The organism is Gillisia sp. CAL575, assembly GCF_000403785.1.
Classification (GTDB): Bacteria; Bacteroidota; Bacteroidia; order Flavobacteriales; family Flavobacteriaceae; genus Gillisia.
On the sequence record NZ_APHJ01000022.1, the window covers coordinates 1 to 23,641 of the forward strand.

Sequence of the window (23,641 nt, forward strand, 5' to 3'; positions counted from 1 at the left end):
AGAATTTCATTTGGAGAAGCAAAGCAAGATGTGTCATTGTCATGACAATCTTGCTTTGCGCCCGGAGGTTGCAAAGATTTTAAAAGACTAATTGCTTTAATTTTCTAAATTAGAATATTAATCTGATTAAATATCCAAACAATTCATAGTATTAGTTCGGTAGATATGGGGCTTGATTTCGTAATTGATCAAAATTAAAATCACGATCCTAGTTTTTCTTTCAATAGCATCATATCTTCACTCAACTTATTTTCTAGAACCCTAGCATAAATCTGCGTGGTAGATAATTTGGTATGTCCTAAAAGCTTGGAAACCGTTTCTATAGGTACGCCGTTCGATAAGGTAACCGTGGTCGCAAAAGTATGCCTGGCAGAGTGAAAGGTAATTGTCTTTTTTATTTTCAATTGCAGCATAACCTCTTTTAGATATTTGTTGACTTTTTGATTGGAAAAGACCGGGAATAAAAAATCGTCTTTTATACTATCGGCATATTGATCCATAATATTTTGGGCTTGGGGTAGAAGTGGCACTTTTACCGTTTCGTCTGTTTTCTCACGTTTGGTATAAATCCAGTTACTACCATCGATTCCTTTAATAATCTGATGAATGGTCAATTCTTTTAAATCTATATAAGAAAGCCCTGTATAGCATGAGAATATGAAAATATCTTTTACTTTTTGTAGACTGCTATACGTAAATTCAGTGCTCTCTACTAGTTGAAGTTCTCTTTTGCTTAGATATTGCCGCTCGTTTTTCTCAAACCTGAATTTAAAATTGTCAAAAGGGTTTTTAACCAGCCATTCCAGTCTAATTGAAAGGTTCAACATTTTTTTAAAACGTTCCAAATGTTTCATCGTGCCATTATTGCCACAAGTCTTACGAGATACCTTAACAGAATACATACGTAGGAACTGTTCAAAGTCGGTTACGAAACGATAGTTGATTTGTTTGATGTCGATATCATTGCTGTTCATTTTCTGCTTTAAAAACTCTTTTAAATAGGTTTCGGTGGTGCGATAATTTTTCATCGTGCCGGGTTTCAACACATTTTTCATGTGGGAATTGTGATAGCTCATTAATTCCAACAAAGTTTTCTGGTGTTCATCATTCCCATAAAACCGAGCTTTAATACTTTGGGCAGATATTACTTTGTTCTCTGAGGAAAGTTGCTTGTGACAATCCAAAAACTTAGTATAGATCTGGTCTAAATACTGATTTAAACTTCTTGATTTTGGAGTAGTACCCTTAGCACGTCCTTTTGAGACGTCCCAATGATTCACCGAAATTGATCTTTTTAGACTGATTTCTGAGCGTTTTCCATCCACGGTAACTCGGGCATAAATAAATAATTTCTTTGTCTCGTTATGGTGTTTACGAACAAAGAATAATACGGAAAAGGTAGTGTAATTAGGCATTTCAAGCGTCTTAAATGAAACAATCAGTTTGCAAAGACGAAAGTCAAATCAGTTAAATGCTCTATGAAGTTACGTATAAATCTGTAATAAAATGATTCACCGAATGATTCACCAGACTTATGTATTTAAATGATATTATTTGATATCATTAAAAACAAAAAACACTGATAATCAAGAGATTAACAGTGTTTTGGTGGGTTTTAATACCCATTTGGTCGGGGTGGCAGGATTCGAACCTGCGGCCTCCTGCTCCCAAAGCAGGCGCGATAACCGGGCTACGCTACACCCCGATGGTTATCTTTTTGGATAAACATTATTTGCTTATCTTCATAGCGGCTGCAAATATAAGAATTACTTTCAATCTACCTGCATGCAATTAAATTAAAATGAATTATTTTTATCTTATATTAATTGCTGTATTTCCATTAAGATCATCATTCGGGATTTATAATCATTAAAAAACATTCTCATGAAATTTAATCTGCTCATAATTAATATTTTACTCTTAGTTTTTTCTGCCTGTGCACAAAAAGACACCACTATAGAACCCAGCACTTATACCTATTCTGTTGAAACGGTAGTAGATGATCTTCAAATTCCTTGGGGAATGGCATTTCTGCCAGATGGAAGTATGCTAATTACTGAAAAAAGCGGGGAATTGATCCATTTTATAGATGGTAAAAAACAACTAGTTCAAGGAGTGCCCACAGTTTATAATAGAGGTCAAGGTGGTTTATTGGATATCGTGCTTCATCCAAATTATGAGCAGAATGGATGGATCTATTTTACCTACGCATCTTCAGAAGGAGATTCTGATGGAGGAAACACAGCGATAGCAAGAGCAAAATTAGATGATAATCAGTTAACTTCTATCGAGGTTCTTTATAAAGCAGGGCCAAATACAACCAAAGGTCAACACTTTGGGTCAAGGATCGTTTTTGATAAGGAAGGTTATTTATATTTTTCAGCTGGAGAAAGAGGAGAAAGAGATATTAATCCGCAGGATATTACCAGAGATAATGGGAAGATCTATAGGTTGAACGATGATGGAAGTATTCCTAAGGATAATCCTTTCGTTGATGAACTAAACGCTAAAAATGCTATTTATAGTTACGGACATAGAAATCCGCAGGGTATGATCCTTCATCCCCAAACTGGAAAAGTATGGATACATGAACATGGCCCAAAAGGAGGAGATGAAATAAACATCATTAAAAAAGCAGCAAATTATGGATGGCCAATCCTGACTTATGGAGAGAATTATAGTGGTACATCAATTACTTCAGAAACCTCCAGACCAGACATGGAAGATCCCATATATTATTGGGTTCCATCTATTGCTCCTAGTGGAATGGTTTATGTAACTTCAGATAAATACCCACATTTAAAAAATAATTTGTTAATTGGTTCTCTTAAATTCCAGTATTTAGAACTTGACATTCTTGAAGGCGAAAAAGTTATAAAAAGAGAAAAATTGCTTGAGGGAATTGGAAGAGTGAGAGATATAAGACAAGCCCCAGATGGCCTTATTTATATAGCTGTAGAAGGACTTGGAATAGTAAAATTAATAGCCACAGAAATTAAAAAATAAATTATGAAATTATTGCCCTTATTCCTTGCTGCGAGCCTCCTTGTTTCTTGTAATTCAGAAAAAAAGAAAGATCAATCAAATTTAGATTCTGAAGAAATTATAATTTCAGACTCCTCTTCTCAAGAAAAAGTTTCTGAAAGTTTTAAAAGAGGAGAAGAAGTTTACTCAAATTTTTGTGTAACCTGTCACCTCCCAAGCGGAAAGGGAATACCAGGTAACTTTCCTCCGTTAGCGGGTTCGGATTGGTTAACAGATAAAAGAAAAGAAAGTCTTAAGGCAGTAAAATACGGTTTATCCGGCCCTATTGTGGTGAATGGTGAGAACTACAATAACGTAATGACCCCTCAAGGTCTAAGTGATCAAGAAGTGGCAGATGTAATGAATTATATTTCTAATTCTTGGGGGAATAGCCATGAAACTGAAGTTACCGAAGCAGAGGTAAAAGTGCTCACTAAATAAAAATTTGATAAATTAATCTAAGCTAGACTTAAAGGTAAATCTAAAATTCAATAAAAATGATGGACCGCTCCCCTATTTCAAACTAATAATTAACTTTGCGTCAAAATATTTATAGATGCTTATTATTGGAATAGCCGGTGGTACCGGTAGTGGAAAAACCACGGTCGTGAGTCAGATAATTGATGAATTAAATAATGAAGATGTAGCTGTTATCTCCCAGGATTCTTATTATCAAGATACCAGCCATTTATCTTTGGAAGATCGTGTAAAGATAAATTTTGATCATCCAAAATCAATCGATTTTGATCTTCTTGTCTCTCATCTTAAAGAGCTTAAAAATGGGAATTCTATAGAAGAACCTGTTTATTCTTTTAAAGAGCATAATAGAACAGGAGAAACGGTAACCATTCAGCCTAAAAAGGTGATCATTGTAGAAGGTATTCTTATCCTTACCCATGCCGATATACGCGATATGTTCGATATTAAGATCTATGTGCATGCAGATAGTGATGAGCGTTTAATTAGAAGATTGAAACGTGATATCAATGATCGCGGAAGAGACCTAGATGAAGTTCTTTGGCGCTACCAAACCACCTTGAAACCTATGCATCAGCAGTTTATTGAACCTACAAAAGAATTTGCAGATATCATTATTCCAACTAATAGATATAACAATGTGGCGGTAGATATAGTTCAAACGATCATCAAAGACAGATTGGCGTAATTTTGTATCTTTAAACCTATGAAACTAAAGGAGCTTCGCAGTAAAAAATGGTTCAAGTTTATTAGCAATAAATATGTGCTGATCTTACTTATTTTTGGTGGCTGGATGCTTTTTTTGGATAGTAACTCATGGTTGATCCATAGAGAACTGAATGAAGAAGTAGATAAACTTCAAGTGAATAAAGAATACTATCAAAAAGAGATCTCTAAAGATAAAGCTATCATAGAAAACCTAAACGATTCGTTTGAATTAGAAAGCTATGCCAGACAGCATTACTATATGAAAAGAGCAGATGAAGATATATATATAATTCATTACGATACCATAGATTAAGCAACTGCTAGTTTCACGAATTATATTTTAAAAAATAAATTATGAGTCACACCTTATTCAACGAATTCCAAGAAGTCTCTGCCAAAGAATGGAAGCAGAAAATTCAATTCGATTTGAAGGGAGCAGATTATAATGAAACTCTTATTTTTCATAGTAAGGATGGAATTTCAGTAAAACCATTTTATAATTCTGAAGATCTAAAAGACCCTATTACAATTACAAGCCCAACTTCATGGAATGTTTGCGAAAAGATTTATGTAGCTTCCGATATTAAAAGCAATAAAAAAGCGCTGGAAGTAATTAAAAAAGGTGCAGAAAGTTTATGGTTTGTTATTTCCTCTAAAGAATCGGACTTTGATATTCTATTCAAAAACATAGCGCTTAGCACTACTCCCATCTATATTTCTTTTGAATTTCTTTCTGAAGAATTCCTTAATACTCTAATTACTTTTTTTGCAGAAAAGGACCATCAGGTAAGTTTGCAAATAGATCCTATTGGTAATCTTGCACGTTCTGGAAACTGGTATCATGATTTGAAAAAAGATCATGAGATTTTGGACAATATTGTAGCTAAAACTGAAGGTTTTAAATCTGTAATTAGCGTTGATGGCACTTTGTATCAAAACGCAGGTGCGACAATTCCGCAAGAATTAGCTTATATGCTTGCACATGCCAACGAATATTTGAATCATTTTGAGAATGATGAGAAAGTTAATACTAAAATTCAGTTTCAAATTTTAACTGCGACAGGATCTAATTACTTTTTTGAGATCGCTAAAATGAAAGCACTTAGATTATTATTTTCAAGTTTAGCTTCAGAATATAAAGTTTCTGAAAAATGCAGCATTTTAGCTCAGCCTTCAAAAAGGGATAAAACCTTATACGATTATAATGTGAACCTGCTTAGAACCACTACGCAAAGTATGAGTGCAGTTCTTGGTGGTGCAGATGAAGTTTATAACTCACCTTACGATGCCATTTATCATAAGAATAATGAGTTTGGGGATAGGATTGCCCGCAACCAACTATTAGTATTGAAGAATGAATGTTATTTCGATAAGGTTTCTAATGCTTCCGATGGGGCATATTATATAGAAACTCTTACACAGCAATTTGCAGAAAAAGCATTGGAGATCTTTAAGGAGATTGAAAATGGAGGTGGGTTTTTAAAGCAATTGAAAGAAGGGATCATTCAGAGGAAGATCTCTGAAACCGCTACTAAAGAACAGGAACTTTTTGATTCTGGAAAAATTACTCTTATTGGAACTAATAAATTCCATAATCCAGAGGATAGAATGGCAAATGACTTGGAGTTATATCCTTTTCTAAAAATGAATCCGAGAAAAACTTTGCTCCAACCAATTTTAGAAAAACGCCTTTCTGAAAAATCAGAGCAAGAAAGATTGAAAACAGAAAAATAATTGTGCTTATTTATAACTTAGCTGCAAAGTGCCCGGTTATAATAAGAAATAGATATAAAAAATTAAGCATCCCGATAATTATCGGGTCCATAATAAAACCCTCAATGAGGGAAGCATAAAAACAATGTCTAGAAAAAATCTTCAACATATAAAACTGAAAAAAGAGATTTCTCCAAGTTCTTCGGATATCAATTCGGATAGCACTTTTATGACGGCAGAAGACATTCCGCTTAAAAAAGTATATTCAAAAAAAGATATAAAAGAAGTTGAACATTTAAATTTTGCAGCAGGAATAGCTCCTTATTTACGTGGTCCTTATAGCACCATGTATGTTAGAAGGCCATGGACTATTAGACAATATGCTGGTTTTTCTACTGCTGAAGAAAGCAATGCATTTTACAGAAGAAATTTAGCCGGAGGCCAGAAAGGTCTCTCAGTAGCTTTTGACCTACCAACACATAGAGGTTATGACAGTGATCATGAACGCGTGGTGGGAGATGTTGGAAAAGCAGGAGTTGCAATAGATTCGGTGGAAGATATGAAGATCCTCTTCGATCAGATTCCATTAGATAAAATGTCGGTTTCTATGACCATGAATGGGGCAGTTCTCCCAATTATGGCATTTTATATTGTAGCTGCAGAAGAACAAGGTGTAGATCTTTCTTTATTATCTGGAACAATTCAGAATGATATTTTAAAGGAATTTATGGTGCGAAATACCTACATCTACCCTCCTACTCCTTCAATGAGAATAATATCTGACATCTTTGAATATACTTCTGCAAAGATGCCGAAATTCAATAGCATAAGTATTTCAGGATATCATATGCAAGAAGCAGGAGCAACTTGCGATATTGAACTGGCATATACCTTAGCTGATGGATTGGAATATATAAGAAAAGGACTGGAAGCAGGAATGGATATAGACAGCTTTGCTCCAAGACTTTCTTTTTTCTGGGCAATTGGAATGAATCATTTTATGGAGATTGCCAAAATGAGAGCTGCCAGGATGCTTTGGGCAAAATTGGTAAAACAATTCAACCCCAAAAGTGAAAAATCTTTAGCTTTAAGAACACATTGCCAAACCAGCGGATGGAGTTTAACAGAGCAAGATCCTTTTAATAATGTTGCCAGAACCTGCATAGAAGCAGCAGCGGCAGCCTTTGGAGGCACACAATCTTTACATACCAATGCTTTAGACGAAGCAATAGCTTTACCAACCGATTTTTCTGCGAGAATAGCCAGAAATACGCAGTTATATCTTCAACAAGAGACCAATATCACCAAAACCGTGGATCCTTGGGCAGGAAGTTATTACGTAGAAAGCTTAACGCATGAAATAGCTCAAAAAGCTTGGAAGCTTATTGAAGAAGTTGAAGAATTAGGTGGAATGACCAAGGCAATTGAAGCGGGAATTCCTAAGTTGCGCATTGAAGAAGCAGCAGCTAATAAACAAGCCAGAATAGATAGCGAAACCGATATTATTGTTGGGAACAACAAATATAGATTAGAAAAAGAAGATCCTCTTGTAACTTTGGAAGTGGATAATCAAACCGTTCGTTTGCAACAACTTGAAAGGTTAAAGCAAATAAAAGAAAGTAGAGATCATGAAAAAGTGACTGCCGCCTTAAAAGCTTTAACTAGTGCTGCCAAAAATAAGGATGGCAATTTATTAGAATTAGCAGTATCTGCTGCAAGAGAAAGGGCTACCTTAGGAGAGATCAGCGATGCTTTAGAGGAAGTGTATGGAAGATATAAAGCGAAAATTCAAACCTTTAGTGGCGTATACTCAAAACAGATGAAAGACAATGTTTCCTTTATTAAAGCAAGAGAGCTAGCCGATAAATTTGCGGAACAAGATGGAAGACGTCCTCGTATCATGATCGCGAAAATGGGACAAGACGGGCATGATCGTGGAGCAAAAGTTGTTGCGACGGGTTATGCAGATCTTGGTTTTGATGTAGATATTGGGCCTTTATTTCAAACTCCTGCAGAAGCTGCAAAACAAGCTATGGAAAATGACGTTCATATCCTAGGAGTATCTTCCCTAGCTGCAGGACATAAAACATTAGTACCACAAGTAATTGAAGAATTAAAAAAGCATGGTAGAGAGGACATTATGGTGATTGTAGGTGGAGTAATTCCATCTCAAGATTATCAGTTCTTATTCGATGCCGGAGCGGTAGCAGTTTTTGGTCCAGGAACCAAAATAAGTGAAGCTGCAATTCAGCTTTTAGAAATATTAATAGACGAATAAATAAGTTGGCAGTAGACAGGATTTGTTCGAAAATATCAACAAAAAATTTGAACTTAAGAAGGAACATAACCAAAATCTGAAAACTAAAAACTGCTAACCGACAACCAATAACTGATAACTGAAATTATGGATTACACTAAAAAAATGCTTCGTGATGATGCCTTGAAAGGGAAAACAATTGTTGTAACCGGTGGTGGTAGCGGACTTGGAAAAGCGATGACCCGATATTTTCTTGAATTAGGAGCCAATGTTGCAATTACTTCTAGAAACCTAGAGAAATTAGAGAATACAGCAAGGGAATTGGAAGCAGAAACTGGAGGCACATGTTTGCCATTGCAGTGTGATGTTCGCCATTATGATCAAGTAGAAGCTATGTTGGAAGCAACAGTGGCCAAGTTTGGAATAGTAGATTCTTTGTTAAACAATGCTGCAGGAAACTTCATCTCTCCTACGGAACGTTTAAGTGCAAATGCATTCGATACCATTATAGATATTGTTTTAAAAGGAAGTAAGAACTGTACCCTAGCTTTTGGAAAATATTGGATAGACAAAAAAGAAGTAGATAAAACCATTTTAAACATAGTGACTACCTATGCCTGGACAGGATCTGCATATGTTGTTCCTAGTGCAACTGCAAAAGCAGGTGTTTTAGCAATGACGCGGTCTTTGGCTGTAGAATGGGCTAAATACGGGATTAGATCTAATGCTATCGCGCCGGGACCATTTCCTACCAAAGGAGCTTGGGATAGATTATTACCGGGAAATTTAAAAGAGAAATTCGATCTTGCTAAAAAAGTTCCATTAAAAAGAGTCGGAGAACACCAAGAATTGGCTAATCTTGCAGCTTACATGCTATCAGATTTTTCTGCTTATATAAATGGTGAAGTTATCACTATTGATGGTGGAGAATGGCTAAAAGGAGCTGGACAATTCAACTTATTGGAAGCAATTCCAGAGGAAATGTGGGATCAGTTAGAAGAAATGATTCGTTCTAAAAAGTCTAATTCATAACAATAATAAAATAGAAGCTGTTAACAAAATCATTTTATTAACCTATAATAAAATGTATTTTTACCTTCTAAAACAGAATACAATTAATGGGTAAAATCATTGCTATTGCAAATCAAAAAGGGGGTGTAGGTAAAACTACTACTTCAGTAAATTTAGCGGCCTCCTTAGGGGTTCTAGAAAAAAAGGTGTTACTAATAGATGCAGATCCTCAAGCCAATGCGACATCTGGTTTAGGGATTGATGTAGAAGCTGTAGAATTAGGAACTTATCAACTTTTAGAACATTCTTGCAAAGCTGAAGATGCTATAGTAAAGACTAATTCTCCTAATTTAGATATCATTCCATCTCATATAGATCTTGTTGCTATAGAAATAGAATTAGTAGATCAGGATGAAAGGGAGTACATGCTTAAAAAAGCGATCACTCATTTAAAAGATAGTTACGATTATATTCTTATAGATTGCGCGCCTTCTTTGGGCTTGTTAACATTAAATGCTCTAACTGCATCAGATTCTGTGATTATTCCTATCCAATGTGAATATTTTGCATTAGAAGGTCTTGGGAAGCTTTTGAATACTATTAAAAGTGTTCAGAAAATACATAATGATAAGTTAGATATAGAAGGACTTTTATTAACCATGTACGATTCCAGATTAAGACTTTCTAATCAGGTAGTAGAAGAAGTTCAAAAGCATTTTAATGAAATGGTATTTACAACAATCATTCAACGAAATGTGCGTTTAAGTGAAGCCCCTAGTTACGGGGAAAGCATTATAAATTATGATGCTGCCAGCAAAGGAGCCAGTAACTATTTAAGTCTGGCACATGAAATAATTAAGAAAAATAGTTAAACGATGGCGAAAGCTACCAAAAAACAAGCATTAGGACGTGGACTTTCAGCGCTTCTGAAAGATCCAGATCAGGATATAAAATCTGCTGAAGATAAAAATGCTGATAAACTTGTAGGGCATATAGTGGAATTGGAACTTACATCTATTGAGGTAAATCCATTTCAGCCAAGGACAAGTTTCAATGAAGAATCATTACGTGAGTTGGCTTCTTCCATAAAGGAATTGGGAGTGATACAGCCAATTACAGTTAGAAAATTAGACTTTAATAAATTTCAATTAGTTTCTGGAGAACGAAGGTTCAGAGCTTCTAAACTTATTGGTCTAAAAACAGTTCCTGCTTACATACGTATTGCGAACGATCAGGAATCTTTAGAAATGGCTCTGGTAGAGAATATCCAACGTCAGGACTTAGACCCTATCGAGATCTCCCTTTCTTATCAGCGATTGATCGACGAGATAAATTTAACTCAGGAACAATTAAGTGATCGTGTTGGGAAAAACAGATCTACGATTGCAAATTATCTAAGATTGCTAAAACTAGACCCGATCATCCAAACTGGAATGAGAGATGGATTTTTATCTATGGGTCATGGTCGGGCAATTATCAATATTGAAGATCCACAGCTACAGTTGGATATTTACGAAAAGATCTTAGAACGCTCTTTATCTGTTAGAGATACAGAGAAATTGGTTAGGGAATTATCTGGCGGAGAAACAAAGAAGACTGTTTCTAAAAGTCCAAGTCTTTCTCAGGAATATAAAAAAGGCATCAAAGAATTCTCTGAATATCTTGGTGCTAAAGTAGATATTAAGGTAGCTTCAAAAGGAAAAGGGAAACTTATCATTCCATTTACTTCAGAAGAAGATTTTAATAGAATTAAAAAAATGATCCAGGGTGAATCTTAAGTATCTATTTACTGCTATTGTCTTTTTTATGGTGACTACTTTCGTAGTAGCTCAACAAGATTCATTGCAGATTAAAATTAATCAAGATACAGTTGTTGAAGCTAAAAAAGATTATAAAGAATATAATCCCCTAGCTCCAGCAAAAGCTGCATTTTTCTCGGCTGTACTACCTGGGCTGGGACAAGCATATAATGGCAAATATTGGAAAATACCCATTGCTTATGCTGGTTTGGGAATTGGAATTTATTTTTATCTGGAAAACGACAAACAGTACGACAGATATAGAAATGCTTATAAAAGTAGACTTGCTGGGAATATAGATGATGAATTTTATGTAAACGGTGTAGCTCGAGTTTCGACGGATGGATTGATACGAGCTCAAAAATCTTTTCAGCGTAACAAAGAGATTTCATTATTAGTCACTGCAGGAATTTATATACTAAATATAATTGATGCTAATGTAGATGCACATCTTCAGCAATTTAATGTAAGCGAAGATCTTTCCTTTAAACCTGCCGTTAATTTTGATGAATACTCAGGGAAAACAGGCTATGGTTTATCTTTAAATTTTAATTTCTAATTATGAAGATCGCACTTTTAGGTTATGGAAAAATGGGTAAGACCATTGAAAGAATAGCTTTAGAAAGAGGGCATTCCATATCCCATAAAATTACAGAAGATATTGAAAATATAGACCTTTCTGAAGCCGATGTTGCAATAGATTTTAGCATTCCAAAGGCAGCGTTTAGAAATATAAAAACTTGTATAAAAAATCAGCTTCCTGTTATATCTGGAACTACAGGCTGGTTGGATAACTACGATGAAGCAGTAAAACTGTGCGAAGCGGAAAATTCAGCATTCTTGTATGCTTCAAATTTTAGCATTGGCGTGAATTTGTTCTTCGAACTAAATGAGAAATTAGCGAAGATCATGGATCCTTTTCAGAATTATTCTGTAGAAATTGAGGAAATACATCACCTTCAAAAACTAGATTCTCCAAGTGGTACCGCCATTAGTTTAGCACAGCAAATTATAACCAATTCTAGAAAAACTGGTTGGCAATTAGATCATGCAGAGAAAAATGAAATTCCTATTACTGCAAAACGAGAAGAAAACGTACCAGGAACACATACCATTTCTTATACCTCTGAGGTAGATTCCATAGAAATTAAGCATACTGCACATTCCAGAGAAGGCTTTGCCTTGGGCGCTGTTATTGCTGCAGAATGGATTAAAGATAAAAGAGGAGTTTTTTCTATGAAAGATGTTCTTCAAAATTTATAAAAAATAAATTACCCACGAGGTCTGTTCCGAAAATACTAGGAACAAGAAATTTAAACCTCATTTAGGGATAAAATGTAACGGTACAGGTTTTTTAAACACTTATACCTTAAACTTAGATTATATGACTATTACGCAGTGGTTCTTATTTTTCCTGATCATTCAGATTGTTCATTTTTTAGGAACTTGGAAATTATATGTAAAGGCTGGTCGACAAGCTTGGGAAGCTGCAATACCGGTTTACAACGCAGTGGTATTAATGAAGATCATCCATAGACCATGGTGGTGGACTATTTTACTATTTATCCCAATAGTAAACCTTATCATGTTTCCAGTAATTTGGGTTGAGACTATTAGAAGTTTTGGAAAACATAGCTTGATTGATACTATTTTAGTAGTAATTACATATGGATTTTATATCTACTACGTGAATTATATGGCAGATGTTACTTATATCCAAGATAGAAGTTTACACCCAAGAACTGCAGCTGGGGAATGGATAAGTTCCATTCTGTTTGCTGTAATTGCGGCCACTTTAGTACATACATACCTTATTCAGCCATTTACTATCCCTACTTCGTCTTTAGAAAAAACATTGTTAGTAGGAGATTTTCTGTTTGTAAGTAAATTCCATTATGGAGCCAGAACTCCTCTTACAGCAGTTGCTTTCCCAATGGTTCATGATACTATTCCGATTTTGGGTATAAAATCCTATTTACCAAAACCACAGATTCCATATTTTAGACTCCCAGGTTTTGAGAAGATAGAACGCTCAGATATTGTAGTATTTAACTGGCCTGTAGACACTATGAATAATATGTATTTCACAGATAAGAATTATTATAAGCCAATAGATAAGAAAACAAATTATGTGAAGCGCGCTGTTGCAGTTGCCGGGGATTCATTAAGTATTGTGGACGGTAAGATATTTATTAATTCAGATCCTCTTAAATTACCAGGAAGGGCCAAATTGCAATATAATTATATAGGAACCTCGAAGGGAAAAGCTTTTGATCCTTACTATTTATATGAACGTTATGATATTACTGATCCATATAGATATGATCAATCTTCAAATAGGTTTGTGATTAACTTAACTGAAGAGTCCTATGATAAATTCAAAAATCATCCAAATGTTGAATCTCTTGAACGCATTATCGACTCTGCTGGAAATAAAGAACAAGGTTTGTTCCCAAAATCTAAAAGCTTATCCTGGAATAAGGATAATTTAGGCCCGATATTTATTCCGAAGAAAGGGGTTACTACTAAGTTAAATCTTGAGACTTTACCTTTCTACAAAAGACTTATAGAAGTGTATGAAGGATCGGAATTAGGTATAGATAATAAATTAAGCGTTAATGGCAATCAGGTGCTACTTAACGGACAACCTACAGAGTCTTACACCTTCAAGATGGATTATTACTGGATGATGGGAGATAATCGCCATAACAGCTTAGATAGCCGTTATTTTGGATTTGTACCAGAAAATCATGTAGTGGGTAAACCTGTATTTGTTTGGTTTAGTTGGGACACTAACGGGACGGGGATTATGAATAAGATTCGTTGGGAGCGATTATTCACTACAGTTAGTGGAGATAAAGAACCTACCTCCTATTTACCATACTTCTTAATTGGTCTACTTGTTTTATTCGGTTATAATTTCTTTAAAAAGAAAAGAGATTCATAACTAGCAAATAGAAATACCAATGCTCATGAAAGAGATCTTAGTAAGTCTTCCATATTTTGGGCCTATCTCTCAGTTTAAAGAATTAATAAATGCATCTAATATTTGGATAGAGAAACAGGATAATTTCCAGAAGCAAACCTATCGCAATCGAATGTATATACTTGGAGCGAATGGAAAGTTAAGCTTGAATATTCCTATAAAGCATTTACCTAAGACCAAGGTTAAGGTGCACCAGAAATATAGTGAGGTTAAAATAGATAATGAAGACAATTGGCAGAGCGTGCATTGGAAATCTTTAAAATCTGCTTATCAGACATCTCCCTTTTTTGAATTTTATGAAGATGAACTCGCTCTTTTATTTAGAAAAGATTATCTAACACTTTTTGAGTTTAATAGAGAATGTTTTGAAACTGTGCTGGAATGTCTTCAGTTAGATCTAAATTTTGAATACACTTCTGAATATAATAAACAACCAGAGAATATAAGTGATCATCGGAATTTGGTCAATGCTAAAAGCAGTATAACCACTCCGGGATACATTCAGGTGTTTCAAGAAAAACACGGCTTTATTTCTAACCTCTGTATTTTAGATCTCCTTTTTAATGAAGGACCAAATGCGGTAACATTTCTAAGAACTATGTAATTTATTACCAGCTAACGGTAGAAAATATTGGATAATGATCTGATAATTCTACAGGAAATACTTCAAAAGTTTGAGTTTTCAATCCCTTATCAATCATCATAAAATCAATACGGAGCGGGAAATAACTTAAGTTAAAGGTTTTTCCAAAGCCGCTACCTACTTCCAAAAAGGCATCTTTAAATCTATCTCCTCTAACAATTTTATAGATATAAGAAAATGCGGTGTTATTAAAATCTCCCATAATAATTGTTCTGTAAGGAGATCTCCTCACTTCAGCCATCATCATTTCTGCTTGTTTTTGCTGAAGCTTAAAACCATGGGCAATTCTTCCAAAGAGTTTCTTTGAATCCTCTTTCTGCAAATCGTTTATTCCTGGTTTAATGTTTAGAGATTGAAAATGAACATTAAAAATACGTAGGGTATCTTCATTCTTAACTATATCTACAAAGATCGCATTGTTATTCCCATCTTCGGGGAAATCTACAGATTGTGACTTTATAATTGGATATTTTGAAAAGATTGCAGAACCAAATTCAGAACCACCATCTTTCAGTTTTATAAATTTATAAGGATAGGTTTTAACCATTCCAGATACGCCAACAAAATGTTCCTGGGTAGCCAAGATCTGTGGGTTTTTTTTAGAAATAAAATCTGTCATCTTTTCTGGAATATTCTTCTCTTCTGTCCATTTATAAGCATTAAACATTCGCACATTATAGCTCATAAGAGTAATATTATTCTCTCCTTTGGTTTCTGGACCACTGGAAAATTGGATCCAAGATAGAACATAGTTATAGCCTAGAGCTAAAATAATCAATGAAAGAAATAGCTGTCTTTTAAAACGAATTGCCCAGAAGAGCAAAAAAATGAAATTACAAAGAATTAGCAATGGCACTCCCAAACTAAGTACAGAAAGTAGAGGAAATGTTTTTGGAGGAACATATGGCAACAGGTAAGAAAGCAATAGCGCAAAGGCCATAATAGAGTTTAGGACAAATATTAGTTTATCCAGCAAGCCAAGATTCTTCATTTATTTGTCTTTACCCGCATGAAACAAGAAATCCTTTTCTTGTTTGGTTAAACTATCATATCCACTAGTACTGATCTTATCTAAGATAGCATCAATTTTTTGCTGTTTTTCATCCTTGTTGATGATTGGAACTTTTGTTTTAAAAGGGCCTGCTCCTTTTTTCTTATAAACTGTTTTCATTGTAGGTTTGGCCTTTTGAGAAGAATCGAATAAGCCAACAAACCAGTTTATAAACTTTTCAAAACCAATTCCTATATCATTTCCATTTGCCAATTGTTTAGTATACATATACCCAAAGAAAGCGCCTCCTAAATGAGCAAAATGTCCACCAGCATTACCAAAAGGGATTTGGATAATATCTATTACTACTAGAAAAGCAGCGATATACCAAAATTTTATAGATCCAATAAACATCAACCTGATCTTCATATTTGGAACCTTTGTTGCAACCCCAACTAGTACAGACATAACACCTGCAGAAGCTCCTATTAAATAAGATTTACCCGTTGCCTCAAAAGCAGGAAATAAATTATAGCTTAACATATAAACCAATGCGCCAATTATAACCCCAAGGAAATAAAAAGTCAGTAATTTTTTTGAAGAAAAATAATTAAGGAAATAGATTCCTGCATAATAAAGAATCAGCATGTTGGATAAAATATGCCAAATCCCTGAATGCAAGAAAGAATAAGTAATTATGGACCAAGGTTTAAATACGAATTCCCCCAGCTCTTTTGGAAAAACCAACCATTCTGTTATAAAGTTGGAAGGAAGATTGAAAAGAAAAGTGATAGTTTTCACCAAGAAAAACAGAATAAATACCAAGACATTTATTGCAATCAGTTTTTCTACAACTGTTGCTGTTTGCAATTTATATCTGAATTTATCTACTGGTCCCATTAATCCCACCTATTTTGTTCAAACTGATTCTTTTTCCAATACCACATCATAATAAAGCCAAACAGAGCTCCACCCACGTGCGCAAAATGAGCTATTCCTCCACCAAATAGGGAGTATCCAGTGACACCAGAGAATAGATCTATTGCAATTAATATAGGGATAAATATTTTTGCCTTGATAGGAACTGGTACGAAGAGTAAAAATAATTCAACATTTGGAAATAACATACCAAAAGCAACTAAAACTCCATAAATTGCTCCAGATGCTCCTACTGCAGGAGTATTATAAGCTGTAAACATGCTTTCTAAAGTATCTTTAGAAACGCTACCTAAAATAGAAGTGTTGTACTGCCCAGTTTCCAATAGTTGCTGAATATCCATTGGATTCATTCCCGCATCTACTAACGCATTATACCCAGATTCCACATGGAAATAGTTAACAAGCGAGTGTATAATTGCAGCTCCAATTCCGCATGAAAAGTAAAAGAAAATAAATTTATTCTTACCCAACATCTGTTCAATAGGACTTCCAAAGGCCCATAATGCATACATATTAAAAAGGATGTGCATAAAACTCCCATGCATGAACATATGAGTAACAACTTGCCAGATCCCAAAATTATCATTTTGGAAAAACCACAATGAAAATAATTGATACACTTGATCACCAACCAGCATAGTTCCTGCAAAGAAGATGACATTTATTATAATAAGTACTTTTACAGTATCTGTAATTCTTCCCATTTACATGAATTTTTTTTCCAGTTCTTCCACTGGCAAGGTAATAAAAACAGGCTTGTTAAATGGCGTTAAACTCGGCTCTTTACAAGCAAATAATCCATTAACAATATGCTGCTGTTCTGTAGTATTTAACAAATTTCCAGATTTAACAGCCATACTCTTTGCTAAAGATTTGGCAAGCAGATCTGTATGAGAAAAATTGTTTTCTGGCACTTCATTCTGAAAGTCAACCAGCAGTTGCTCTAATAACATTTCTACTTCACTTTCTGAAATAGAAGTTGGAATCCCTATAATTTCTGCGGAATTAGATGTTATTTCTGAAAATATAAATCCGGTTTGTTCCAGCGAATCTTTAACCCCTTTCAATAATTCAGTTTCCTGTTGATTAAACTGAAGCACTAATGGAAATAATAACTGCTGACTCACAGCTGCGGAAACTGTAATGCTCTTTAAAAGTTCTTCGTATAAAATTCTAGTATGCGCTCTATGCTGATCTATTACTAACATTCCGTTTTTAAGAGTGCTAATAATAAATTTCTTGTTTAATTGAAAAGTAGAACTTTGAGCCTCCTCTGTCTTGGAAGCACCAAAAAGATTTCCCGTTACCTCTTCACTTTCAAATTCTATTTGGCGAACATCTACATTGTCATTTCCAATAGATTCAGATTGTAATCCGGTATAAAGACTTTCCCAATTAGAAGATTCCTTTTTATAACCACTTTTAAAATTAGAAGAAGTTAATGCTTCATTTTTAAATGGGTTAAAATTTCTATCTACCTCTACTTGTGGAGTAGAAGCTCGCTTATTTTCATAGTTATAAGGTGTGTCCAAATTTGGATCCCTTTCAAAATCCAAAATAGGTGCAACATTAAATTGGCCCAAACTGTGTTTTATAGCGCTTCTTAAAATGGCATATAAAGCATGCTCATCGTCAAACTTAATTTCTGTCTTAGTTGGATGAATATTGATATCTATGCTCTTAGGATCTACCTGAAGGTATAAAAAGTAGCTAGGATAAGCTCTATCCTTTAGAAGTCCTTCAAACGCAGCACTTACAGCATGATTTAAATAAGGGCTTTTAATAAACCTATCATTTACAAAAAAGAATTGCTCTCCCCTAGTACGTTTAGCATATTCAGGTTTACCCACGAAGCCAGAAATTTTCAAAATTTCTGTTTCTTCGTTTACAGGAACCAATTTCTCATTGGATTTTCCTCCTAAAATATTGGTTATACGTTGTCTGTAATTAGAGGCGGGAAGATTAAATAATTCTCCCACATTGTGAACCAGAGAAAATGAAATTGTTGGATGTGCCAATGCTACTCGCTGGAATTCATCTATAATATGACGGGTTTCAACGGTATCTGACTTTAAAAAGTTTCTTCTGGCAGGAATATTATAAAATAGATTCTTAACGCTAATTGAGGTTCCTTTTGCGGTAACGCAAACCTCCTGAGAAGTGATTTCGCTACCTTCAATTTTTATGCAAGTTCCAACCTCATCTTCCTCTCTTCTTGTTTTTAATTCAACATGAGCAATTGCGGCTATAGAGGCTAATGCCTCGCCTCTAAATCCTTTTGTCTGAAGTTGAAAAAGATCTTCAGCAGCTTTAATTTTTGAAGTGGCGTGACGCTCAAAACTTAGTCTGGAATCTGTAATGCTCATTCCAGAACCATCATCTATCACACTAATAAGAATCTTCCCGGCTTCTTTGATGTAAACCTGAATTGTTGAAGCTTTAGCATCTATTGCATTTTCCAGCAATTCCTTAATAACAGAAGCTGGCCTTTGAACTACTTCCCCTGCAGCAATTTGATTAGCCACATGGTCTGGCAGGAGATGAATTACATCGATCATGAAAAATTAATTCTAAAAAATGGATAAATCAAAGTCAATGATCCACAAGAATATTATTACCAAGACGATAATAATATAGATCACACGTTTATTGATCTCTCGATTACCTCTGGTTCTACTAGAACTTCTGGCATCTGCCCATTGAGCACCGAAGTCTATAGAATTTGTGGTGTTTTTATATTTGTTGAATTTAGAGTCGAAGTCGTAAATATTTCCTGTGTCCTTTCCCTTATAATAACGAGGAGTGTAATTATAACGGGTATTCTTTTTGGATTTATAAAGACTGAATTTCAAAATACGCGGTGTTTCTTAATAGAACTTCAAATTTACTTAAAAAGCAAGAGAAAAGAAAGCATGTTGAAGCAAAAAGAAAAGAGCAAGAATAATGCCGTAAGGACTAAGTTTAAAACTTGGCGTCTATTCTTAGTTGTGCCATTTTAATGGCCGTTACTGCAGCTTCAGAACCCTTGTTTCCAAATTTCCCGCCGGAGCGATCTATAGCTTGTTGCATATTTTGATCTGTTAACACACAAAAAATTACAGGAATGTCATTTTTAACGTTTAGGTCTTTGATGCCTTGGGTTACTCCTTGGCATACAAAATCGAAGTGTTTAGTTTCTCCCTCAATCACACTTCCAATGGCAATAATAGCATCCAGCATATCGTAGCTTTGCTGCATTTTTTTACAACCATAAATAAGCTCGAAGCTTCCCGGAACATCCCAACGAACAATGTTTTCGTTGATCACCCCATTTTCCTTCAAAGTATCAAAGGCTCCTTTAAAAAGGCCCTCGGTAATATTCTCATTCCATTCGGCTACAACAAGACCAAACCGGAAGTTCTTAGCTTCCGGCATTTGGCTTTTATCGTATTCGCTAAGATTTTTTCCTTGAGTTGCCATAGAAAATCTTTAGTTCATTGCTTCTGCTCTACCTAAATAGATAGCTACTTGATTTGCTTCTGGAGTATTTGCAAATTCGTCTTTAATTCTATTTAAATATTCAGCAGCTTTCTCACCTTCTCCTAATTGGATAGCAGTGGTTGCCGCTTTTAGTAAAAATCGAGGTGCAGTAAATTCGTTAGTTCGCATTGTTGCAGCCTTCTCGTAATAATTTAAAGCTTCTTTCGGCTGGTCTAATTGAAGAAATGCATCTCCCATTCCACCAACTGCTAATGCAGATAAGATCTCATCTTCACCATCAAAATCCTCTAAATGATCTATTGCTTCCTGATACTTATTAGTATTCAAATAAGCAAAACCAGCATAGTAATGTGCAAGATTTCCTGCATTTGTACTTCCGTAATTATCTATGATATCTAAGAAACCGTATTTTCCTTCACCACCATTTAATGCCATATTATATAAAGAATCGCTCTGAGCACCAGATCCAGCTAAAGCCGAGTCAAAATATTGTTGAGATTGAAACATTTCGTTAGAAGCTTCTAATTCTTTAGGCTCTTGAATAAAACGTTGCCATCCCAAATATCCTAAAGCTACCACAGCTGCCAATGCAACGATAATGTAGATCCATTTTTGATTTTCTGCAACCCACTCTTCTGTTCTTCCAGCACCTTCATCTAGGGTGTTAAAAACTTCTGCGGTTGTAGATTCTTCCTCTACTTGATTTTTTCTCTCTTCTTTAGTAGACGGTTTAGAACCTTTTTTCTTGTACGTTGCCATAAAATTGGTTTAATGAGTCGCAAAAATAAAATTTTTATTCTTATTTGAAAGGGAAATTATTTCTTATTTTTTAATACTTTCGGCGCGTTTCTATTACCTTTATAAAAGTAAAATTAATAATTATTAAGCTGAATAACAGCGTTTTATGTTTTTAAAGTCCCTTTCCCTAGTCAATTATAAAAATTTAGATTCCTCCAGTTTTGATTTCGACTCCAAAATAAACTGTTTTGTAGGCAGAAATGGCGTTGGAAAAACGAATATTTTAGATAGTATCTATCATCTCTCTTTTGGGAAGAGTTATTTCAACCCAATTACGAGTCAGAACATCAATCACGACGCCGACTTTTTTGTTATTGAAGGCTCCTTAGAGAAAAACGAGAGAGAAGAACATATTTTGGTGAGCGCCAAACGTGGTCAAAAAAAGGTGATCAAAAGAAATAACAAAGCTTACGAGAAATTCAGTGAACATATAGGTTTTATTCCTGCCGTCATGATTTCTCCCGGCGATCGCGATCTTATTATTGAAGGCAGCGACACCCGTAGGAAATTTATGGATGGTGTGATCTCCCAAAGTGATCAGCTATATTTAAATTCCTTAATCTCTTATAGTAAAGTTCTCGCCCAGAGAAATGCACTCTTAAAATACTTTGCTGCAAATGCAAAATTCGACAGGGATACTTTGGAGATTTATAATGCTCAGCTTACAGAGTTTGGGAATATCATTTTTGAAAAGCGTAAGGCATTTTTAAATGAATTTATTCCGATTTTCAATAAAAGATATTCAGAAATAGCCAATAATCAAGAACAGGTAAGTCTAGAATATAAGAGCAAATTATTTGAAAGATCTATTTCAGCTTTATTAGAAGAAAATCTACAAAAAGATATGCTCCTTCAATACACCAGTGTAGGTTTGCATAAAGATGATCTTAGTTTCGAGATTGATGGCCATCCTATTAAAAAGTTTGGATCTCAGGGGCAACAAAAATCCTTTCTTATAGCACTAAAATTGGCACAATTCGACTTCATTAAAAAAATGAGCAAGGTTAATCCTATCCTATTATTAGATGATATTTTTGATAAGTTAGATGAACAACGTGTTGCACATATAATAACGCTGGTTGCTACAGATGAACTAGGACAGATATTTATTAGCGATACGCATGCAGACAGAACAGAGAAAGTGATGGAAGAAAGCAACCAAACCTTTAAAATATTTAAACTATGATGAGACTTAGTATAGTATTAATTCTAATGATTCTTTTTACTAGTTGTAATAACAAACCTGGAGAAAATTTAGACCATATTAATGGCTATTGGGGTATTGAAAAAGTTGAATTCACAAAAGATTCTATTCGGGATTTTAAGATCAATGAGATAGTAGATTATATAGAAATCATTGATAGTTTAGGATTTAGAGTAAAAGTTAAACCACAATTTGATGGCACTTATATCCCCGCTGGAGAACCGGAAAAAATAAATGTAACTATTGAAGAAAATAAAGTGTCACTAAATTATTCTACCGCTTTTAATAATTGGAAAGAAGTTATTGTAGCTTCTAAAGAAGATGAACTTAGTTTAAAAAATGAGCGCGGAATTATATACCACTATAAAAGGTATAAACCTTTAAAATTAGATCTGGATGAAAAAGAGAATGAATGAGAATATGAAGTTGAGTGAGGCATTAGAAAATTTTGTCTCTACAAATAAGCTTCAGAAAGGATTAGATAAGGTAAACGTGAAAGATGTTTGGAATGAGCAAATGGGACCTGGAATAGTAAAATATACCACAGCCATAAAGTTGGAAGGAAACACCTTATTTGTTCAACTTAGTTCTTCTGTATTACGGGAAGAGTTGAGTTATGGAAGAGAAAAGATCATTAAGATGTTGAATGAAGCACTTAAGAAAGATTTGATTAGTAAGTTGGTGCTAAGGTAGACTTGATTACAGCATCCAGTCCTGAAGGCCTCCGGGATTGCTTTTTCTTGTCATTCCGACGAAGGGGGAATCTCTTTTAAAACGAAATTCTGGTTCAAATAGATTCTTCATTTCGCTAGGCTACTTTCAGAATGACATATGCTTTTATTGGTTAGGCTTGGTGTTTTCGACAATTGGCCTAACCCTAAACTTGTTTCAGGGATTCCGTATTAAGATTCTGAATCAAGTTGAGAATGACAGGATTTTATTTTGGAATCATTAAGAAAAGTCAAAAACAAAAAAAGCCGCTTTCATATGAAAGCGGCTTTTCAAATTCTACCTAAATATATTTAAAATAATTCTCTTCCTGCAAAGTGAAAAGCAGCTTCAATAGCAGCATTTTCATCGCTATCACTTCCGTGAACTGCATTTTCTCCAATAGAAGCAGCATATTTCTTACGGATAGTTCCTTCTGCAGCTTCCGCTGGATTTGTAGCTCCGATTAGAGTTCTAAAATCTTCTACAGCATTATCTTTTTCCAATACAGCAGCAACAATAGGTCCTCTTGTCATGTATTCTACCAATTCTCCAAAAAAATGGACGCTCATTATGAACAGCATAAAAAGTTTCAGCATCTTTACGAGACATCTGAGTTAATTTCATTGCAACAATTCTAAATCCTGAAGTATTAATAAGTTCAAGGATCGCACCGATATTTCCGTTTTCAACTGCATCGGGTTTAAGCATTGTAAAAGTTCTATTCTTAGCCATGTTATGGTTTTTAAAATTTTTGCAAAAGTACGCATTTGAACACTTTATGCAAGATTATATTTTATTTTATGATTATTATAGGATTTTTTATCTTCACTAACTTGGTATAAAGTATATGCATACCTAAGCAGTATTAATGTTTTCCGCAGAAAGGTATTATTATTGATG

The 23,641-nt window shown here is 34.6% G+C and carries 24 protein-coding genes, 1 tRNA gene and 1 pseudogene; 16 read left to right on the plus strand and 10 right to left on the minus strand.

Translation table 11 applies throughout. The features are described 5' to 3' along the window. Nucleotides 1-200 precede the first annotated feature (200 nt). Together I130_RS05990 and I130_RS05995 are read right to left on the minus strand one after the other, a co-directional pair. On the minus strand, nucleotides 201-1,415 hold the full coding sequence (locus I130_RS05990; protein WP_034920518.1) for a site-specific integrase: 1,215 nt from the start codon (nucleotides 1,413-1,415) through the stop codon (nucleotides 201-203). A gap of 212 nt (nucleotides 1,416-1,627) precedes the next feature. Next, nucleotides 1,628-1,705, minus strand: a tRNA-Pro gene (locus tag I130_RS05995). A gap of 179 nt (nucleotides 1,706-1,884) precedes the next feature. On the opposite strand from I130_RS05995, the gene I130_RS06000 reads away from it, so the two are divergent. The 13 genes from I130_RS06000 to I130_RS06060 all read left to right on the plus strand — a co-directional run bounded on the left by I130_RS06000 (nucleotide 1,885) and on the right by I130_RS06060 (nucleotide 14,579). Further along, on the plus strand, nucleotides 1,885-3,006 hold the full coding sequence (locus I130_RS06000; protein WP_034920519.1) for a PQQ-dependent sugar dehydrogenase: 1,122 nt from the start codon (nucleotides 1,885-1,887) through the stop codon (nucleotides 3,004-3,006). 3 nt (nucleotides 3,007-3,009) lie between these two features. Then, a complete protein-coding gene (locus I130_RS06005; protein ID WP_034920520.1) occupies nucleotides 3,010-3,465 on the plus strand; it encodes a c-type cytochrome in 456 nt (151 codons plus the stop codon). 115 nt (nucleotides 3,466-3,580) lie between these two features. After that, nucleotides 3,581-4,189 carry a uridine kinase gene (udk, locus tag I130_RS06010; RefSeq protein WP_034920521.1) on the plus strand — a complete coding sequence of 203 codons (609 nt, stop codon included), beginning with the start codon at nucleotides 3,581-3,583 and terminating at the stop codon, nucleotides 4,187-4,189. Nucleotides 4,190-4,207: 18 nt separating this feature from the next. After that, nucleotides 4,208-4,522, plus strand: coding sequence for an FtsB family cell division protein (locus I130_RS06015; RefSeq protein ID WP_034920522.1), 315 nt, complete (start codon nucleotides 4,208-4,210; stop codon nucleotides 4,520-4,522). Nucleotides 4,523-4,563: 41 nt separating this feature from the next. Next, nucleotides 4,564-5,943: a methylmalonyl-CoA mutase subunit beta gene (locus tag I130_RS06020; protein ID WP_034920523.1), complete on the plus strand. Its 1,380-nt coding sequence runs from the start codon at nucleotides 4,564-4,566 to the stop codon at nucleotides 5,941-5,943. A 124-nt stretch (nucleotides 5,944-6,067) separates the two neighbouring features. After that, complete coding sequence (gene scpA, locus I130_RS06025) at nucleotides 6,068-8,200, plus strand: methylmalonyl-CoA mutase (protein ID WP_034920525.1); 2,133 nt, start codon at nucleotides 6,068-6,070, stop codon at nucleotides 8,198-8,200. 126 nt (nucleotides 8,201-8,326) lie between these two features. After that, the gene (locus tag I130_RS06030) at nucleotides 8,327-9,211 is read left to right on the plus strand and encodes an SDR family oxidoreductase (RefSeq protein WP_034920527.1); all 885 of its coding nucleotides are present in this window, start codon (nucleotides 8,327-8,329) and stop codon (nucleotides 9,209-9,211) included. Nucleotides 9,212-9,297: 86 nt separating this feature from the next. Further along, nucleotides 9,298-10,062 (plus strand): ParA family protein, encoded by a 765-nt coding sequence (locus I130_RS06035; RefSeq protein ID WP_034920529.1) that lies wholly within the window; start codon nucleotides 9,298-9,300, stop codon nucleotides 10,060-10,062. A gap of 3 nt (nucleotides 10,063-10,065) precedes the next feature. Continuing rightward, entirely contained in the window at nucleotides 10,066-10,968 is a 903-nt protein-coding gene (locus tag I130_RS06040) for a ParB/RepB/Spo0J family partition protein (RefSeq protein WP_034920531.1), read from the plus strand. Next, nucleotides 10,958-11,548 carry a DUF5683 domain-containing protein gene (locus I130_RS06045; protein WP_157480506.1) on the plus strand — a complete coding sequence of 197 codons (591 nt, stop codon included), beginning with the start codon at nucleotides 10,958-10,960 and terminating at the stop codon, nucleotides 11,546-11,548. Before I130_RS06040 ends, I130_RS06045 begins: the two co-directional genes overlap by 11 nt. A 2-nt stretch (nucleotides 11,549-11,550) precedes the next feature. Then, the gene (gene dapB / locus I130_RS06050) at nucleotides 11,551-12,252 is read left to right on the plus strand and encodes a 4-hydroxy-tetrahydrodipicolinate reductase (RefSeq protein ID WP_034920533.1); all 702 of its coding nucleotides are present in this window, start codon (nucleotides 11,551-11,553) and stop codon (nucleotides 12,250-12,252) included. 121 nt (nucleotides 12,253-12,373) lie between these two features. Continuing rightward, nucleotides 12,374-13,936, plus strand: a complete 1,563-nt coding sequence (gene lepB, locus I130_RS06055; RefSeq protein ID WP_034920534.1) for a signal peptidase I — start codon at nucleotides 12,374-12,376, stop codon at nucleotides 13,934-13,936. Nucleotides 13,937-13,961: 25 nt separating this feature from the next. After that, on the plus strand, nucleotides 13,962-14,579 hold the full coding sequence (locus I130_RS06060) for a WbqC family protein (protein ID WP_034920535.1): 618 nt from the start codon (nucleotides 13,962-13,964) through the stop codon (nucleotides 14,577-14,579). Nucleotides 14,580-14,583: 4 nt separating this feature from the next. On the opposite strand, the gene I130_RS06065 is transcribed toward I130_RS06060, so the two are convergent. From I130_RS06065 to I130_RS06095, 7 genes are all read right to left on the minus strand, one after another. Beyond that, on the minus strand, nucleotides 14,584-15,609 hold the full coding sequence (locus I130_RS06065; protein ID WP_034920536.1) for an endonuclease/exonuclease/phosphatase family protein: 1,026 nt from the start codon (nucleotides 15,607-15,609) through the stop codon (nucleotides 14,584-14,586). Next, nucleotides 15,610-16,509 carry a rhomboid family intramembrane serine protease gene (locus tag I130_RS06070; protein ID WP_034920537.1) on the minus strand — a complete coding sequence of 300 codons (900 nt, stop codon included), beginning with the start codon at nucleotides 16,507-16,509 and terminating at the stop codon, nucleotides 15,610-15,612. Further along, on the minus strand, nucleotides 16,509-17,252 hold the full coding sequence (locus I130_RS06075) for a rhomboid family intramembrane serine protease (RefSeq protein WP_034920539.1): 744 nt from the start codon (nucleotides 17,250-17,252) through the stop codon (nucleotides 16,509-16,511). Before I130_RS06075 ends, I130_RS06070 begins: the two co-directional genes overlap by 1 nt. Beyond that, nucleotides 17,253-19,106 carry a DNA mismatch repair endonuclease MutL gene (gene mutL / locus I130_RS06080; protein ID WP_034920541.1) on the minus strand — a complete coding sequence of 618 codons (1,854 nt, stop codon included), beginning with the start codon at nucleotides 19,104-19,106 and terminating at the stop codon, nucleotides 17,253-17,255. Between the two features lie 12 nt (nucleotides 19,107-19,118). Continuing rightward, complete coding sequence (locus tag I130_RS06085) at nucleotides 19,119-19,400, minus strand: hypothetical protein (protein WP_157480508.1); 282 nt, start codon at nucleotides 19,398-19,400, stop codon at nucleotides 19,119-19,121. Nucleotides 19,401-19,509: 109 nt separating this feature from the next. Continuing rightward, entirely contained in the window at nucleotides 19,510-20,007 is a 498-nt protein-coding gene (gene ribH / locus I130_RS06090; protein WP_034920543.1) for a 6,7-dimethyl-8-ribityllumazine synthase, read from the minus strand. A gap of 9 nt (nucleotides 20,008-20,016) precedes the next feature. Further along, nucleotides 20,017-20,787, minus strand: coding sequence for a tetratricopeptide repeat protein (locus I130_RS06095; RefSeq protein ID WP_034920544.1), 771 nt, complete (start codon nucleotides 20,785-20,787; stop codon nucleotides 20,017-20,019). Between the two features lie 145 nt (nucleotides 20,788-20,932). On the opposite strand from I130_RS06095, the gene recF reads away from it, so the two are divergent. Genes recF through I130_RS06110 form a run of 3 tightly spaced genes read left to right on the plus strand, consistent with a single transcriptional unit; the run spans nucleotide 20,933 to nucleotide 22,723 of the window. After that, on the plus strand, nucleotides 20,933-22,012 hold the full coding sequence (gene recF / locus I130_RS06100; protein WP_034920545.1) for a DNA replication/repair protein RecF: 1,080 nt from the start codon (nucleotides 20,933-20,935) through the stop codon (nucleotides 22,010-22,012). Further along, nucleotides 22,009-22,446: a lipocalin family protein gene (locus tag I130_RS06105; protein WP_034920546.1), complete on the plus strand. Its 438-nt coding sequence runs from the start codon at nucleotides 22,009-22,011 to the stop codon at nucleotides 22,444-22,446. Before recF ends, I130_RS06105 begins: the two co-directional genes overlap by 4 nt. Beyond that, nucleotides 22,427-22,723 carry a DUF721 domain-containing protein gene (locus tag I130_RS06110; protein ID WP_034920547.1) on the plus strand — a complete coding sequence of 99 codons (297 nt, stop codon included), beginning with the start codon at nucleotides 22,427-22,429 and terminating at the stop codon, nucleotides 22,721-22,723. Before I130_RS06105 ends, I130_RS06110 begins: the two co-directional genes overlap by 20 nt. Nucleotides 22,724-23,052: 329 nt before the next feature. Here the strand turns inward: I130_RS06110 and I130_RS06115 are convergent. Next, nucleotides 23,053-23,473 (minus strand): annotated as a pseudogene (locus I130_RS06115) (nucleoside-diphosphate kinase). Nucleotides 23,474-23,641 lie beyond the last annotated feature (168 nt).